The sequence below is a fragment of the Azospirillum sp. B2RO_4 genome (assembly GCF_051124815.1).
GTDB lineage: Bacteria > Pseudomonadota > Alphaproteobacteria > Azospirillales > Azospirillaceae > Azospirillum.
The window spans coordinates 300,798-317,719 of the sequence record NZ_CP118488.1 but is presented as its reverse complement, the minus strand read 5'-3'; the positions used below and the strand labels follow the sequence as shown (position 1 = coordinate 317,719).

Below are 16,922 nucleotides of genomic sequence, written 5' to 3'. Positions count from 1 at the left end.
CCATGCGACAACTCGTCACTGTTGCATAGCTGCTGCATGGGACGTTGATCGGTTGTACACCCCCTAGTACCCTTACACGGTGTCTGGTAATAGCTCCATCGGCTGATGCCACAGAACAGCAACAACGCATTGCCTGGAGCAGACCCCATGACCATCCTGTCGCGCGCCGCCGCCGCCCTGCTGGCGACCTCGGCCCTCGTCGCCATCGCTTCCCCGTCGCTCGCTCAGGACTTCAAGGGCAAGTCGGCCGGCGACATCGTCATCCGTGCGCGCGGCCTGGCCGTGCTGCCGCAGGAAAAGGGCACGATCCACAACAACACGCTGGGTGACATCGGGTCGGCCAAGGTCGGCAACGACTATATCCCCGAAGTCGACTTCACCTACTTCTTCACCGACAACATCGCCGCCGAGCTGATCGCCGGCACCAGCCGTCACCGCGTGAAGGGCAACCTGATCGCCGCCGCCGGCGGCGTCACCGAAATCGGCAAGGTGTCGCTGCTGCCGCCGACCCTGACGGTGCAGTACCACTTCATGCCGAAGGAGCGCATCAGCCCGTACGTCGGCGCCGGTGTCAACTACACGCTGTTCTACAACGAGGACGCGGCCGAGAGCCCGAACTCCGCCGGCCTGCGCATCACCGACACCAACTACAAGAACCGCTTCGGCTGGGCCCTGCAGGCCGGTGTCGACGTCGCCCTGACCGGCAACTGGTCGCTGAACATCGACGTCAAGAAGGTCTTCCTGAAGACCGACGTGACCGCCAACGCCCGCCTGGGCACCGCCGTCCTGCCGGTCTCCTCGAAGGTCACGCTGGACCCGTGGCTGGTCGGCGTCGGCGTCGGCTACCGCTTCTAAGACCGGTTTCCGGGATCAGTTCCGGACATCGGAAAGGACGGCCTCCCCCATCCGGGGGAGGTCGTCTTTTTCTTTTTACCATCCGTCTTGCAGATTGTACGGTTATCCCCATGATTCCCCTACGGGGATCAATGGAAGGGAGGCCGTACCGCCATGCATGTTGCAGCCGTATTGAAGCGCAAGGGCAACCGGATCGTCTCCGCCGCGCCGGGCGACAGCGTTGCCGCCGTCACCCGCCTGCTGACCGAGCACAGGATCGGCGCCGTGCTGGTGACGGATGACGACGGGCAGCCGGTCGGCATTCTGTCGGAACGCGACGTGGTGCGAGCCGTCGCCCGTGATGGTGCCGGCGCGCTGGATCGGCCGGCGGCCGACCTGATGACGCGGGAGTTGATCACCGGCACCCCCACCGACACCGTCGCCGACATGATGGCGGTGATGACCCAGCGGCGCATCCGCCATGTGCCGATCATCGAGGCCGGCCGGGTCGTCGGCGTGATCAGCATCGGTGACGTGGTGAAGGCCCGCATCGACGACGCCGAGTTGGAGGTCGAATCGCTGCGGGGCTATGTCGCCGGCATGGGATAAGGACAGGGGGTAAGGCGATCCACGCGGCCTGAAACGCGAAAGGACCTGCCGGAGCGCTCCGGCGGGTCCTTTCATTTTGCTCGGGAAGAGCGGTGTCAGGCCGAATGCGACTGCGGGAAGGCCATCGCCGCCTGGGTGCGGTTGCGAACACCCAGCGACTTGAAGATCGCCGTCATGTGGATCTTCACCGTCCCTTCGGACAGGCCCAACTCGTGAGCGATCTGCTTGTTCGACTTGCCCTCGCGCAGGCGGTCCAGCACCTCGCGCTGACGCTGGGTCAGCAGTTGCTCCAGCTGCGGATCGGTCGGCGGGATCACGCCGCCAGCACCGCGCTGGTCAGGCTCCACCCCTTCGCGCAGGACCGTCGCCGGCACATAGACGCCGCCCGAGAAGATCAGGTCGAGCGCGCTCAGCATGATCTTCACGCTGGAGGATTTCGGGATGTAGCCGGCGGCGCCGTTCTCCAGCGCCTCCCGCACGTCGGCCTGTGCCTCCGACGCGGACACGACCACGACCTTGGCGTTCGGCTGACGATCGCGCAGCATGCCGATGCCTGAGAAGCCGGGCCAGCCGGGCATGCGCAGGTCGGTCAGCACAAGGTCATAGGCCTCATCCTTCGACGCCGCCATATCCAGAAGCTCGTCGAAATTGCTAGCCTCCGCAAAGGTAGCATTATCGCGAAGCTGCTCAAGCAGACGGCGAAGACCTTCCCGGAACAGGACGTGATCATCACCGATCAGGATCTTCATCGCTCAAACTCCCGAACCATGCCTGCCCCTCCGAAAGACGCCCTAAGGGCTTGAGAAAAGGAGGGGGCTGTCGCCACCCGCATATTCCCTAAAATCCAAAGGATATAGCAGGCACCGGCCGAACGTAATCTCTATTGAGATGTAACACGCAGGGACGAGAGGCGACAACCGGAAATTAACTTTTGTCACCGCTCCGACGGCCTAGCGGACAGAGGCAACACTTCCCAGGAGTGATATTTCTAAAGCGCTATGACAATTTTAGATCAATGTGCGAATGCACCGCTGGATCTTGAAATAAATAAAAAAACGCCGGCCGGTGCCGTTCTCGGGCACCGCACCGGCGTTGTAGTCGCGCGCCCCGGAGGACGATAGGACGCGGATCGGCAGGTCTGTTAGAACGCGGCCTCTTCCAGTTCCATCAGCGGCTTGGCGCCGGCGGCGATGGTGATGAACAGGCTGTTCGTCTGCGGCAGCAGCTTGGTCATATAGAAACGGGCGGTCTTGATCTTGGCCTCATAGAAGGCGGCGTTGCCCTCCCCGGCCGCGAGCTTGGCCTGCGCCTTCTCCACCATGGTCAGCCAGCTCCAGCCCAGCGCCACCAGACCGAACAGGCGCAGGTAATCGCTGGCGGCGGCACCGGCCTCCTCCGGATCCTTCAGGCCCTTCTGGGCGATCAGGGCGGTGGCCTGCTGCAGCTTGGCGAAGGCCTTGGCCAGCGGCATCACGAATTCGCCCAACTCGTCCTTCTCCATCGCCGCCTCGATGTCGCGGCCGACGGGATGGAAGAAGTGGCGCAGCAGGCGGCCCATGTCCTGCGGCAGCTTGCGGCCGACGAGGTCGAGCGCCTGGATGCCGTTGGTGCCCTCATAGATCTGGCAGATGCGGGCGTCGCGGACATACTGCTCGACGCCGGTCTCCCAGATGAAGCCATGGCCGCCATGGACCTGCACCGCGATGTTGGCCGACTCGAAGCCGATGTCGGTGAACAGCGCCTTGACGATCGGCGTCATCAGCTGGACGAACTCGTCGGCGTCGCGGCGGGTGCGGGCGTCCGCGTGCTTTTCCGCCACGTCGAGTTTGTAGGCCGTCAGGGCACCCAGCGCGCGCGCACCTTCGGTGAAGGCGCGGGCGGTCAGCAGGTTCTTGCGCACGTCCGGGTGGACGATGATCTGGTCGGCCGGCTTGTCCGGCGCCTTCACCCCCGACAGCGACCGGCCCTGGAGCCGTTCGCGGGCGTAGTTGACGGCGTTCTGGTACGACACCTCGGACAGCCCCAGCCCCTGGATGCCCACGGCCAGACGGGCCGCGTTCATCATCACGAACATGGCGCGCATGCCCTTGTGCGGCTCGCCCACCAGCCAGCCGGTGGCATCCTCGAAGTTCATGACGCAGGTCGAGGACGCCTTGATGCCCATCTTGTGCTCGATGGAGCCGCAGGCGACGCCGTTGCGCGCCCCCGGCGTGCCGTCGTCCTTCGGCATGAACTTCGGCACCAGGAACAGGCTGATGCCGCGGGTCCCGGCCGGCGCATCCGGCAGGCGGGCCAGCACCAGATGCAGGATGTTCTCGGTCAGGTCATGCTCGCCGGCCGAGATGAAGATCTTGGTGCCGGTGATCTTGAACGACCCGTCCTCCGCCGGCACCGCCTTGGTGCGGATGATGCCGAGGTCGGTGCCGCAATGCGGCTCGGTCAGGCACATGGTGCCGGACCAGGTGCCGTCGACCAGCTTGGGCAGGAAACGCTGCTTCAGCTCGTCCGAGCCGTACATCGCCAGCGCGTTGTAGGCGCCGAGCGACAGGCCGGGATACATGCCGAAGCTGAGATTGGCGGAGCAGATGAACTCCTCCAGCATGATGTTGACCAGCTTCGGCAGCCCCTGACCGCCATAGGCCGGGTCGCAGGCCAGACCCTGCCAGCCGGCTTCGATGTAGGTGGTATAAGCCTCCTTGAAGCCCTTCGGCGTGCGGACCTCGCCATTCTCGAAATGGCAGCCTTCGCCGTCGCCGGACTGGTTCAGCGGGAACAGCACCTCCTCGCACAGTTTGGCGCCTTCCTCCAGCACCTGACCGACGAGTTCCGGCGTGGCGTCCTCATAGCCCGGCAGGGCCGACAGCTTGTCCAGGCCGACGATCTCGTCCAGGACGAAGCGCACATCCTCAAGCGGAGCCTTGTAGATCGGCATCTCTCGTTCCTCCCCCTCAGTTCCGCAGCGGCTTGCCGGTGAGCAGCATGTGCTCGATCCGGTCGATGGTGCCGCCGGTGCGCACCAGCCCCATGAACGCCTCGCGCTCCAGCCGCAGGACATGGTCCTCGCCGACCGGCTTGGAGATGTCGGCCTCCTCGCCGCCGCTCAGCACCTCCGCCAGCGCCGCGCAGACCACCTTGTCGTGCGGCGTGACCTTGCCCTGCAGGGCGAAGCCTTCCACCGCCAGCTCCATCGCCGCCTTGGCGCTGGAGCCGGGCAGGACATAGGCCGTGCTCTTTTCCGGCGGGGTGTAATCGGCCGCCAGTTCCAGCGCCTTGGCCTTGGCGTCGGCCAGCAGGCGGTCGCGGTTCATGGTGATGCCGTCGGTGGCGCGGAAATACAGCAGCTCCTTGGCCTCGGCCGCCGACTTGGCGACGGTGGCGGTGCTGATGATCTCGAAGGCCTTGGCGATGCCGGGCATCGGCCCGCGCGGCGCCTTCGGGTTGGCCTGATGGCGTGCCAGCATCTCGGTGCAGCCGCCCCAGGCGGGGATCAGGCCGACGCCGACCTCGACCAGACCGACATAGGTCTCGGCATGGGCCTGGACATGGTCAGAATGCAGCAGGATCTCGCAGCCGCCGCCCAAGGCCATGCCGCTGGGCGCCGCCACCACCGGGAAGGGGGCGTATTTCAGCGCGCGGTAGGTGCGCTGGCCGCCCTCCACCATCTCCTCGATCTGCGGCCACAGGCCGATGTTCAGCGCGAAGAGGGCGAGGCCCAGATTGGCGCCGACCGAGAAATTGTCGGCCTCGTTGTGGATGACCAGGGCCTTCCAGTCGCCTTTGCCGTCGCCGATCAGGCGCATCGCCTTCTCGTAGGCGGCCATGATGTCGGCGTCGACCGCGTTCATCTTGCTGGTGAACTCGACGCACAGCACGCCGTCGCCGATGTCCCACAGGCTGGCCGAGCCGTTCTTCCACACCGGCTTGCCGGCGGCGCGCTTGATGTCCGACAGCAGCAGGACGCCGTCCGGACGCACGACGGTGTCATAGATGCCGGCGGTGGTCAGGTGCTGGAGCTTGCCGCCCTCGACCCGATAGAAGGGGCGGCCGGCGGCCGTCTCGACCAACGCCGGGACCGGGATACCTTCGGAGCGGCACAGCTCGGCGAACCAGTCGGTGCCCAGCCGGTCGATCAGTTCGAACGGACCCTGCTTCCAGTTGTAGCCGAGGCGCATGCCCTCATCGACGGCAACGATGCTGTCGGCGATCTCCGGCACCAGGCTGGCGGCATAGGCCAGCGTCTGCGCCAGGACGCGGCGGGCGAACCGGCCGCCCTTGTCCGGGTGCTCGCACAGCTTGCGCAGGTCGCGGCCGGCGGCGGACACGCTGTCCAGCCGGGCCTTCTCCGACGGGGCGTACTCGCCGGTCTGGAGATCGACCGACTCCTTCACCTTGCCGCCACCGGCCTTGTTGATGCGGTAGAAGCCGCCCTTGCCCTTGCGGCCGGTATAGCCCTCCGCGATCATCTTCGTGATGACCGGGTGCTCGCGCATCTGGCCGCGGTAGGCGTCGTTCGCCGGCAGGGTCGCCGACATGCTCTTGGCGATGTGCGGCATCAGGTCCAGCCCGACGAGGTCCATCAGACCGAAGACGCCGGTCTTGGGGATGCCCATCGGACGGCCGCCGACGGCGTCCGCCTCCTCGACCGTCAGCCCAAGATCGACCGCGGCATTCACCGCCGCCTGAATCCAGAAGACGCCGATGCGGTTGGCGATGAAGCCCGGCGTGTCCTTGCAATGGACCACACCCTTGCCGAGCCGGCGATCGCCGACGTCGGCGATGGCGGCCAGGGCGTCGGGACGCGTCTGGGCGCCGCCGACGATCTCCAGCAGCCGCATGTAGCGCGGCGGGTTGAAGAAGTGGGTGATCAGGAAGTCCTTGGCGAACTGCTCGCTCTGCCCCTCCGTCAGCACCGCCAGCGGGATGGTGGAGGTGTTGGACGACACCACCGAGCCCGCCTTGCGCACCGGGTCGATGCGCTTGTAGAGGTCGGCCTTGATCGCCGGGTTCTCGACGATGGCCTCGACGATCCAGTCGACGTCGGCCAGCAGGTTCAGGTCATCCTCCAGATTGCCGGGCGTGATCAGCTTGGCATTCCTGGGATGCATGAAGGGGGCCGGATCGGTCTTCAGCATCTTGGCCACGGCGCCCTTGGCGATGGCGCTGCGGTCGGCCCCCTCCTTGGCAGGGATGTCGAGCAGGATGCAGGGGATGCCGGCATTGGCGAAATGGGCGGCGATGCCGGCGCCCATCACGCCCGCACCGATCACGGCGGCGCGTTCGATCTTCATGGTCGTTTCCTCCCCGATCCCGTTGGTCAGACCGCTTCCAGGATGGTGGCGATGCCCTGACCGCCGCCGATGCACTGGGTGGCCAGCGCGAACTGCTTGCCTTCGCGCTTCAGCAGGGCCGCGGCCTTGCCGGTGATGCGGGCGCCGGTGGCCCCCAGCGGGTGGCCAAGCGCCAGCGCGCCGCCGTCCGGGTTGATGCGGGACGGGTCGATGTCGAGATCGCGCATGCAGGCGATGGCCTGGGACGAGAAGGCCTCGTTGATCTCGATGATGTCGATGTCGTTGATCGACAGACCGGCACGGGCCAGCGCCTTGCGGGTGGCCGGAACCGGACCCAGCCCCATCAGTTCCGGCGCGCAGCCGGCGACGGCGACCGAGCGGATCTTCGCCAGGATCGGCAGGCCGTTGGCGCGGGCATACTCCTCCGTCGTCACCAGAACGACCGAAGCGCCATCGGTCAGCGGCGAGGAGGTGCCGGCGGTCACCGTGCCGTCGGCGATGAAGGCGGGCTTCAGGCCAGACAACCCTTCGGCGGTGGTGCCGGGACGGATGCAGCCGTCCTTGTCGACCAGACCGGCCGGGGTCTGGATGCCGACGATCTCGTCGGCCAAGCGGCCGGATCCTTGCGCCTCCGCCGCCTTGGCGTGGGACGCGACGGCCAGCGCCTCCTGCTCGGCGCGGGAGATCGCGTATTTGCGGGCGACATTCTCCGCGGTGATGCCCATGGAGCAGTAGGCTTCGGGATAGGAGGCCTTCAGCGCCGGGTTCGGCATCGGGTTGAAGCCCATGATCGGCACGCGGGTCATCGACTCGACGCCGCCGCAGACGAACACCTCGCCGGCGCCCATCTGGATGGCGCCCGCCGCCTGGTGGATCGACTGCATGGAGGAGCCGCAATAGCGGTTGACCGTGGTGGCCGCAGCGGTCTGCGGCAGCTTGGCCAGGAAGGAGATGCTGCGGGCGACGTTCAGCCCCTGCTCGCCCTCGGGGAAGGAGCAGCCGACGATCACATCCTCGATGTCGTCGGTCTTCAGGCCGGTGCGCTCCACCAGCGCCGCGATGACGCGGGCCAGCAGATCGTCGGGGCGGACCTTGGTCAGCTCGCCCTTGTGGGCGAAGGCGAAGGGCGAACGGGCATAACCGGCGATGACGACCGACTTCATGAGTGCTTCTCCTCCATGTCCTGCGTCTCCGTGATGCCGTTGCGGCGAAGATGCTCGGAGATCTGGGTGTCGATGGTGCACAGCTCCGCCAGCGTCTGTTTGACGTCGGCAAGCTGCTGTTCAAGCGCGGAAATCCGGCGGCGCGCGATCGTGCGCATGTAGCGCATCTGTTCGATCTGGGCGTCGTCGGTGTCGTAGAGGTTCAGGAAATCCTTGATCTCGGCCAGGCTGAAGCCCAGCCGCTTGCCCCGGCAGATCAGCGCCAGACGGGCGCGGTCGCGATGGCCATAGATACGGGCGCCTCCAGGGGCACTGCCGATCCGCTCGGGAGACAGCAGTCCCTCATCCTCGTAATGGCGGATGGTGCGGTGGGTCAGACCGAACTCCCCGGCAAATTCGCCGATGGCAAGGCGCGGTTCGCAGCCATGGCCGTTCGGCCTGCCGCCCTCCTCCGCTTCCATCGAACCGATTCTGCCCGAAACCCGATCCAAGCTGCCCGCTCCCTTCCCTGACGTTGACGTAAAGGTAAGGTTGATGCCGCGCGCTGTCAACCGACTTGTTGACCATGCGAACCAATCCGGCGAACCGGGCGCCGCAAACTGTTTAGCCACCAACTGGTGCGGCGCGCCCGCGCAGTGACAGGATGCCACGCCCCGGCACGGGTGGCGGTTATGGCAGGCTTTGCAGCGAGCGCGCGCATCGGTCCATCTCCCCTGTCGATATGGGGATGGAATGCGGCGCCGGACAGACGGCCAGAAGGCCGCGGCAAGTTTCAAGGTTTCGGGTGGATCGGGATAGGGTACGGGAGACAACCCATGTCGGCGCGCGCCATCGTATCGCTGGGCGTCTGGATACTGGCCATGGTGCTGATCGGCACGATGACCGTGGGCCTTGCATTGGCCTTCTACCTGCTGCTGACCCTGTGCTTCGCGCTGGTGGTCGCGGCCCTGACCCTGCACTCCCGTCGGCGGGAGAACCAGCGGGGAGAGCAGAGTTACCTTTAAGCTTCAGGTTTCAGGTCGCAGCAGAATCACTCCGGCAGCACGCGCAGCCGGGATGCGGCGGTGCGGGCGGACAGGTGGGGGCGCTGCAGGTCCTGGACCTGGGCTCCGGGCACCGCGAAGTCGCCGGGGGTCACGGCGCGGACCAGATAGACCAGCCGGAAGCGGGGCGCCGCCTTCGGCAGGTCGACCGCAGCGAGGAAGCGGTCGTCGCGGAACTCGACATTGCGCACCGCCGACAGATCGCCCAGCCAGGACAGCTTGCCGAGCTGGCCGCTGTTGGCGAGGCGGACATTCTCGATCTCGAAGCCGGCCGGCAGCGGATCGCTGACCAGCACCGAATGGTCGAGCGGATCGCCGACCTCGCCCTCCAGCGTCACCACCAGCAGGTCGTTGTGGCGGATGCCGGCCGGATCGACCGGACGGCCGGCCATGTCGAACAGGCGGCGGCGGATGGTCATCCCCTGCTCCTCCGCGCCGGCCGGCTGGTCGGGCACGCCGGCGACCGACACCGTCTGCCGGACCTCGCCGCCGAGGTTGCGGATGGCGGGCGGAGCAGCCGGATCGATGGGCAGGATCTGCGGCTTGGCGTTCTCCACCGTCTGGTCGCCGATGGCGAGCTTCATCGGGGCGGCGCGGTCGATCAGCGCCTTTGCCGCCAGCAGCAGCCAGGACTGCTCCTGCGGGTTGGTGGTGCGGACGGCGGCGAAGGTCTTGGCCACCCGCTCGCCCGCCTGGAAGATGCGGTCGCGGTCCACCGCGCCGCTTTCGGCCATCAGCACCACCACGCCGGCCTCGTCGCGCAGGGAGGAACCCTGGTCGCGCAGGCTGGCGGTCACCATGCGGGCGCCGGTCAGCTTGGAGAAGGCGTCCGTCGCCCCCGGCTGGTCGCCCAGCATGGCGGTGGCGGCGGCGATCTGCGCCCGGCCGAAGTCGGTCTGCAGCCGGTCCCAGTAGTTCTCGCGGAAATAGCGCACGGCGCCGGCGTCGATCATCTTCGCCCGCGCCAGCACATAGAGCGCATAGGCGCGGCCCGGCAGGTCGGCGGTCTCCACCCAGGCGTTGTCGATGGCCTGCTTCAGCCAGTCCAGACCCTTGCGATAGGGCTGGTCGGGGATGCGGTAGCCGGCGGCCTTGGCCCGACCCAGCACATCGACGGCGTAGGCGGTCAGCCACGGGTCCAACTCGCCCTTCGGCGACCATGCGGCGAAGGCGCCGTCGATGCGCTGGAAGGTCAGCAGCCGGTCGACGCTGCGCTGGACGCGGGCCTTGATGCGGTCCTCCGGCGCGATGCCTAGACCGGCGGCGACGTCGCTCATCGACAGCAGCGGCAGGATGCGGCTGGCGGTCTGCTCCGCCCCGCCCGGTGCAGCGCGGTCCAGCGCGAAGAGAAGACCCGCCACGTCGAGGTCCGGCAGGGGGGCGACGACCGCGCCGACCGACAGGGTTTCCGGCCGCAGGCCGGAGGTGATGTCGGCGGGAATGGTTAGGCTCTTGTCGGTCGGCAATGCGGCGGTGTTGCGGCGCGCCACCGGTGGCATGGCAGGACGGACGGTGACGTCCCAGCGGCGGGTGACGCGGACGCCCTCCGGACCGGTGACGTCGAGCGTGACATGGCCCGGCCCGACCGCGGTGGCGGTCAGCACCCGGCCGGCGGTCGCCCGCTTGCCGCGCGCCAGCTTCGGCACGGCCAGCTCGTTGCCGGATTCTGACTGAACGATGGCGACGGCGCCCTCGGCGGTCAGGGTCATGGTGTAGTCGCCGGACGGTCCGTTCAGGTTGTCGAGCGACAGCAGGACCTGCGCCGAGTCGCCGGGGGCGAGGAAGCGCGGCAGCACGGCGTCGGCAACCACGGGGTCGCGGACCAGCATCTGGCTTTCGGCATGGCCGATCCGCCCCTCGCTCCAGGCGACGGCCATCAGGCGCAGGCGCCCCTGGAAATCCGGAAGGTCGAAGGGAACGGAGACCTTGCCGTCGGCCCCGACGGTCTGGATGCCGGAATAGAGCGAGACCACCCGTTCCGACTTCGGCGGGACCAGCCCGGCGATCTGGCGCAGGCGCGGCGTCGGCTGGGCCGGCGGACGGGCGGCGTCCAGGCTGGCCGGGTCGATCAGGCGGCCGTAGGAGTCGCGCAGTTCCACCCTGAGCGGACGCTTGCGCAGATAATGGCGGGCCGGATCGGGCGAGGGCTGGTCGGTCAGCTGCATCACCGATTCGTCGACGGCGGCGAGCGTGACGAAAGCCTGTTTGCCCGCGGCGACGCCGTCCACCGTGATGTCGGCGGTCATGGCACGGCGCGGCTCCGTCTCCGCCGGGGCGGAAAGGCGGACGTCGAGGGTGCGCGGGGCCTTGTCCATCGCCAGCCACGCGAGGCCGACGGCGCGGCGCGGCGGCTTCTTCGACTGCGGGTCGGAGGTGGCGAAGGCGGTCGCCAGCACATGGGCGCCGCTGGTCCAGCCCTGCCCGACCGGGATTTCTAGGAACGCGCCCTGGGTGCCGATGGCGCGGGTGACGGCATAGGAGACGCCGCGGTCGGCCACGGCGACCAGAACCTGACTGTCATAGGGCGGCTTGACGAAGACCCAGGCGCTTTCCCCGGCGCGGTAGGCCGGCATCATCACCGAGACATCGACGGAATCGGGCCGCTCGCCGGCGGTCGGGGTCATCCACCAGCCGGCGGCGAAGCGGAAACTGCTGGCGACGCCGGTCTTGGGATCGAACACCTCCAGCCGGTAACGCCCCGCGGTCACCGGGGTTTCGACCGAAACGGGCGCGCCGGCCTGGGCCGACAGCGAACCGCCGGTCACCCGCTGGTCCTTCACCGTGACCTTGTAGTCCCAGCGGCCGTTGGCCTCGTACCAGGAGTAGTCATACTCCTCCTCGAACAGCTCGTAGGAGAGATCGGCGTGGTCTGTCGGCTTTCCGTCCGGGCCGACGGCGATGACGTCGAATCCGGCGGTCGCCCCCTCCGGCACGCCATCGCCTTCGAAGCGCGGCTTGATGCCGATGGCGAAGGACTGGTGGCGCACCGGCAGCACGAAGTCGCGGCCGACCGGACGGCCGCCGAGGTCGAACAGGGTGGCGCGCACCACCGCCTCCAGCGGGCGGGTGCTGTCGGGCGGGCGCGGCAGCTTGACCTTCAGGCGGGCCGAGCCGTTGGAATCGGTGATGAAGCCCGGCAGGTCGGCGCGGGCCGGCTTCACGTCTTCCTGCACCAGACCGAAATGATAGCCCGGCAGGTTGGGATAGGGGTTGGCGGCGGCGCGCAGCGTCACCGTCAGTTCGCCCGGCAAACCGGACGCCGGCGCGCCGTAGAGATAGTGGCTGTCGAGCGCGATGTCGGCCTCGCCGTCGGAGGCCAGCACCGTCGTCGGGGAGGCAAGCGCCACGTCCAGACGCGGCGGCACGAAATCCTCCAGCAGGAACTCGGCCTTGCCGATGGCCGGGCCGTCCGGCTCGGCATGGGCGGTGACGATCCAGTTGCCGGGATAGGCGTTCATCGGCAGGTCGATGCGGGTGGCATAGCCGCCGGCCCCGCTGTCGGTCAGGCCGCGCCGCTCCACCTCGAAACCGTCGGGGCGCAGGACGCGGATGGTCAGCTGCTTGCCGGCGGGCGGCGGGTTCAGGTCGGCGTCGCGCAGCAGCGCGGTCAGCTGCACCGTCTCACCCGGCCGGTAGATGCCGCGCTCGGTATAGAGATAGGCGTCGAGGCCGCCGGCGACCGGGCGGACCACGGTGGCGGGCTTGTCCTGCGTGTCGGCCGGCGGGGCGCCGCCGGCGGTCAGGTCGAGAACGGCGAAGTCGCCGTCGCCGCGCGCGGCGAACAGCGCCTGCACCGGCTCCGCCCCGGCGGCACGCAGGGCCGCGAGATCGAAGCGGCCCAGCCCATCCTCGCCGGTCTGGACGCGGCCCAGCTCGGTGCCGTTGCGGGCGACCAGACGCAGTTCCACCCCGGCAGCCGGCGCGGCGCTCTGCACCGAGCGGGCGAAGACCACCAGCGAATCCTCGCCGAGGATGGTGTTGAGGCCGAGGTCGGAGACGACGAACCACTGGGTCGCCTTGCGGTCCCAGCCGCCCGGCTTGATCTCGTCCGCGCCGGCGACGGCGACATAGACGCCCGGCTCCAGCTTGCCCAGCACGGCGTCGATCGGGAAGGCGGTGGTGACGGTACGGTTCGGCTGGTTGCCGATGCCGATCTCGCCGCGCCACACCTCCTGGCCCGACTTGTCCAGGATCTCGCCGATGTCGTAGTCGGTCATCTGCTGGGTGATGCGGCCGAAATAGATCTTCTCGACCAGCGCGCGGTCGGCGATCCGCAGCACCTGCAGCTTCGCCCGGTCCAGGTTGATCGAGCGCAGCGGCAGGCCGTCGGCCCCCACGCGCGGCAGGATGTAGCCGGCGCCACGGAAGGCGAGCGAGGGCTTGCGGTTGGGAACCTGCACCTCGCGGGTGTCGGCCGCCGGCAGCCGCTTGCCGTCGGCGCCGGGAAGCCCGTCCTTCAGCGTGACGCGGTAGGTCTCGCCATGGTGCAGCCCCTCCACGCAGAGGGTGCGGTCGCGAGCGATGGCGGCGCCGTCCACCGCCGGCTCCACCGCCACGTAATCGCGGTAGTTGACGGCGCGCGAGCGCTCCAGCCGGTCGGTGAAGGTGAAGCAGGCCTGGGGCGTATCGCGCTCCGCCACCACCTCGACGCTGGAGACGCCGAAGGGCACCGGCTCGGCCGGCGGGTCGGCGGCGAGGGTCTGGGAGGCGGTGAACGTGCCGGAGCACGCGACAAGAACGGCACAGACACGCGCCAGCGCACGCAACATTCTGGACAGGCCCCAATTCCGCGGGTGGGTCCGGAAGCACGCGGCCGGGGACAGCCCTGGCGTCGGCTCGGACCTGGACAAAACCGGCGCGGAGTATGCCCAAGCGGCGGGGGTTTCGCCATGGCTTTGCGGCACCGCCGCGAAGATCGCCTTGGTTGCGGGCCGGATCGGCAACGGACCTGCGGATCAGGCCGCGAATTCCAGGGTGATCTGGCTGCCCTGGCCGGGGCGGCTGTCGATGCGGAGGCTGCCGCCATGCGCCTCGATCAGCGACTTGACGATGGGCAGACCGAGACCGGTGCCGCGGCCGGGGTGGGTGGTGAGGGCAGAGGTCTGGCCGAAGGGGATGGAGGCCTGGCGCAGTTCCTCCGCCGTCATGCCGATGCCGTTGTCGGTGACGCGGACGATGCAGCGGCCATGGACCCCGCGCCCGACGCTGACCAGCACGCGCCCATTCTCCGGAGTGAATTTCAGGGCGTTGCCCAGCAGGTTCAGCAGCATCTGCTTCAGCGCCCGCTCGTCCGCCCGCACCAGGGTCGGGGCCGGCGGGCGGTTGATCTCCAGCCGGATCGACTTCTGTTCCGCCTGGGGGGTGACGATGCGGATGGCCCATTCGGCGGCGGTGACGGGATCGACATCCTCCATCAGCAGGGCGAACTTGCCGGCCTGGAGCCGCGACAGATCCAGGATGTCGTCGATCAGCGTCAGCAGATGCTGGCCGGAGGCGTGGATGTCGCCGGCATAGTCGGCATAGCGGTCGCCGGCATCATGCCCGAACATCCGGTCCTTGATGATCTCGGAAAAGCCGATGATGGCGTTCAGCGGCGTCCGCAGTTCGTGGCTGACGCGGGCCAGGAAATCGCGGTTGACCGCCAGCGCCTCCGCCAGCCGTTCGGCGTTGCGGTGCTGGACCAGCAGCAGGGCGGCGACCAGCAGGACCGAGACGCTGAGCAAAGCGGCGATGATCCGCATCTGTCCGCGGAAGCCGGCGACCGCGGCGTCGATGTCCTTCACGGCAACGCCGGCGACGAGGATCAGCGGATAGCCCTCCACCGGGCGGTAGGCGTAGGCGCGGCGGACATGGTCGGCGATGCTGTCTTGCCAGAATACGCCGGTGGGCGACCGCCGCGCCGTTTCCCACAGGGCCGAGGCGGAGCCGTCCAGTCCGACCGCATCGCGCCCGTCCTTGGAGCCGCGGGCGCGAATGATCCTGTCCAGCCCGATCAGGGTCACCACCCCGTTTCGGCCGACATCGGCCTGCCGGTAGAAGCCGGACAGGTAATCCGGGTCGATGTTTGCGATCACCACTCCGGCGAAGCCGCCCGCCGCATCGTCCAGCCGGCGGGAAAGCCGCAGCAACGGCTGGCCGGTCGCCGCCCCGGCGAAGGGCGTACCGACATTCATCAGCCCCCGCCCCTCCCCCCGGTGAAAGGCGAGCAGGCCGTCATCATTCAGCCGGTCGGGCGGACCGATTATACCGCTGCGGAACAACTGGGCACCGTCGGGCCCGAACACCGAGACGTGATGGATCAGGGCGGTGTCATAGAGCCCGTCGTCGACGATGCGGCGGGCGCGGGCCAGCCCGCCATCGGCATAGCGCTCGGCGAAGGAGCGGAGCGTGGTGTCGACGTCGTGCAGGGTGCGGCTGGTGCTGCTTTCATAGGCGCGGGCCGTCGCCTCGGCATTCGCCAGCGCCTCCTGCGTCTGGGTTGCCAGCATGGAGGAGGCCATCAGGGCATAGCCGGCCCATATCCCGGCGAGCGCCAGGACGGCGGCCGCCAGGATGCCGGCCCGGAAGGATGGAGTCCGGATGGCTGGCAACCGAAGGGTCGGGAGACGTGGCATGCCCTGCGCTCCGCCGTTCCACCGCTCCCCCGCCGGTTCGCTGCAGCGGGCGACGATCGGGCGGGGAAGGACCAATCATCGCGCCAACAGGTTAAAACTTGCCAAACACCCGGATAATCCGCATGGGCAACTTTACTGCGCGTAAAGCTTTATTCGCTTACGAAGCGTTTCCGCAGCCGGCCGATGGCCTCATCCAGCACTTCATCGCGTTTGGAGAAGCAGAAGCGGACGACATTGGTCGGCGCATTCTCCACGAAGAAGGCGCTGACCGGGATGGCGGCGACCTTCGCCTCCGCTACCAGCCAGCGGCAGAAGGCCTGATCGTCGCCGTCGAAGCCGAAGCGGGAGATGTCGGCGGCGACGAAATAGGTGCCGGCGCTGGGCAGCACGTCGAAGCCGACCGAGGCGAGGCCGGCCGACAGCCGGTCGCGCTTGGCCTGCAGCCCGGCGGCAAGCCCGGTGAAATAGGCCTCCTCCTTGCCCAGCCCGAAGGCGACGGCGGTCTGCAGGTTCGGCGGGGTGGTGAAGGTCAGGAATTGGTGGGCCTTTGCCACCGGCTGCAGCAGGTGCGGGGCGGCTGTGACATAGCCGACCTTCCAGCCGGTCAGCGAGAAGGTCTTGCCGGCCGAGCCGATCTTCAGACAGCGGTCGCGCATGCCCGGCAGGGTCATCAGCGGGATGTGGCGGCGGCCGTCGAAGACGATGTGCTCGTACACCTCGTCGCAGACCGCCAGCGCGTCGTGGCGCTGCACGAATTCGGCGATCAGCTCCAGCTCCGCCCGATCGAAGACCTTGGCGGCGGGGTTCAGCGGGTCGTTGATCAACACCAGCTTGGTGCGGGGGGAGAAGGCGGCTTCCAGATCGGCGCGGCTGAAGCTCCAGTCCGGCGCCTTCAGCGACACGAAGCGCGGCACGCCGCCGGCCAGCCGGACGATCGGCAGGTAGCTGTCGTACATCGGCTGGAACAGCACCACCTCGTCGCCCGGATCGATCAGGCCGAGCAGGCAGGCGGTCAGCGCTTCGGTCGCACCGGAGGTGACCATCGTCTCGGTCTTCCAGTCGATGTCGAGGCCATAGAAGCGGCTGGCGTGGGCGGCCAGCGCCTGACGCAGCTCGGGCGTGCCCATCATCGACGGGTACTGGTTCCACCCGTTGAGCAGGGCGTCGGCCGCGGTCTGCAGCACGTCCGCCGGCCCGCGGTCGTCGGGGAACCCCTGGCCCAGGTTGATCGCGCCATGGTCCTCCGACAAACGGGACATGACCTCGAAAATGGTGGTGCCATAGCTGGACAGCAGCGCGTTGCCCGACTTCACCGGAAGACCTCCTCATGCGAACGGACGCACAAGATGGATGCTGCGGGGCGACGCTGTC

At 68.2% G+C, this 16,922-nt stretch carries 11 protein-coding genes; 3 read left to right on the top strand and 8 right to left on the bottom strand.

Annotated elements, in window-relative coordinates:
• Positions 1-147 precede the first annotated feature (147 nt).
• Together PWS46_RS22205 and PWS46_RS22200 are read left to right on the top strand one after the other, a co-directional pair.
• Positions 148-855, top strand: a complete 708-nt coding sequence (locus PWS46_RS22205) for an OmpW/AlkL family protein (RefSeq protein ID WP_434623518.1) — start codon at positions 148-150, stop codon at positions 853-855.
• A 153-nt stretch (positions 856-1,008) separates the two neighbouring features.
• Complete coding sequence (locus tag PWS46_RS22200) at positions 1,009-1,443, top strand: CBS domain-containing protein (protein ID WP_434623517.1); 435 nt, start codon at positions 1,009-1,011, stop codon at positions 1,441-1,443.
• Between the two features lie 95 nt (positions 1,444-1,538).
• Here the strand turns inward: PWS46_RS22200 and PWS46_RS22195 are convergent, their stop codons facing one another.
• The 5 genes from PWS46_RS22195 to PWS46_RS22175 all read right to left on the bottom strand — a co-directional run bounded on the left by PWS46_RS22195 (position 1,539) and on the right by PWS46_RS22175 (position 8,385).
• On the bottom strand, positions 1,539-2,192 hold the full coding sequence (locus tag PWS46_RS22195; RefSeq protein ID WP_085085802.1) for a response regulator: 654 nt from the start codon (positions 2,190-2,192) through the stop codon (positions 1,539-1,541).
• Positions 2,193-2,584: 392 nt separating this feature from the next.
• Positions 2,585-4,375 (bottom strand): acyl-CoA dehydrogenase C-terminal domain-containing protein, encoded by a 1,791-nt coding sequence (locus PWS46_RS22190; RefSeq protein WP_434623516.1) that lies wholly within the window; start codon positions 4,373-4,375, stop codon positions 2,585-2,587.
• 16 nt (positions 4,376-4,391) lie between these two features.
• Entirely contained in the window at positions 4,392-6,731 is a 2,340-nt protein-coding gene (locus tag PWS46_RS22185; protein WP_434623515.1) for a 3-hydroxyacyl-CoA dehydrogenase NAD-binding domain-containing protein, read from the bottom strand.
• Positions 6,732-6,757: 26 nt separating this feature from the next.
• On the bottom strand, positions 6,758-7,894 hold the full coding sequence (locus tag PWS46_RS22180) for a thiolase family protein (RefSeq protein ID WP_434623514.1): 1,137 nt from the start codon (positions 7,892-7,894) through the stop codon (positions 6,758-6,760).
• Positions 7,891-8,385 carry a MerR family transcriptional regulator gene (locus PWS46_RS22175; RefSeq protein WP_434623513.1) on the bottom strand — a complete coding sequence of 165 codons (495 nt, stop codon included), beginning with the start codon at positions 8,383-8,385 and terminating at the stop codon, positions 7,891-7,893. The genes PWS46_RS22180 and PWS46_RS22175 overlap by 4 nt, the downstream gene beginning before the upstream one ends.
• Positions 8,386-8,709: 324 nt before the next feature.
• Between PWS46_RS22175 and PWS46_RS22170 the strand changes: the two genes are divergently transcribed.
• A complete protein-coding gene (locus PWS46_RS22170; protein WP_434623512.1) occupies positions 8,710-8,898 on the top strand; it encodes a hypothetical protein in 189 nt (62 codons plus the stop codon).
• A 26-nt stretch (positions 8,899-8,924) separates the two neighbouring features.
• Here PWS46_RS22170 and PWS46_RS22165 read toward each other — a convergent pair whose 3' ends face one another.
• From PWS46_RS22165 to PWS46_RS22155, 3 genes are all read right to left on the bottom strand, one after another.
• Positions 8,925-13,706 carry an alpha-2-macroglobulin family protein gene (locus PWS46_RS22165; RefSeq protein ID WP_434623511.1) on the bottom strand — a complete coding sequence of 1,594 codons (4,782 nt, stop codon included), beginning with the start codon at positions 13,704-13,706 and terminating at the stop codon, positions 8,925-8,927.
• Positions 13,707-13,892: 186 nt separating this feature from the next.
• A complete protein-coding gene (locus PWS46_RS22160) occupies positions 13,893-15,551 on the bottom strand; it encodes a sensor histidine kinase (protein ID WP_434623510.1) in 1,659 nt (552 codons plus the stop codon).
• 149 nt (positions 15,552-15,700) lie between these two features.
• Entirely contained in the window at positions 15,701-16,864 is a 1,164-nt protein-coding gene (locus tag PWS46_RS22155; RefSeq protein WP_434623509.1) for an aminotransferase, read from the bottom strand.
• Positions 16,865-16,922 lie beyond the last annotated feature (58 nt).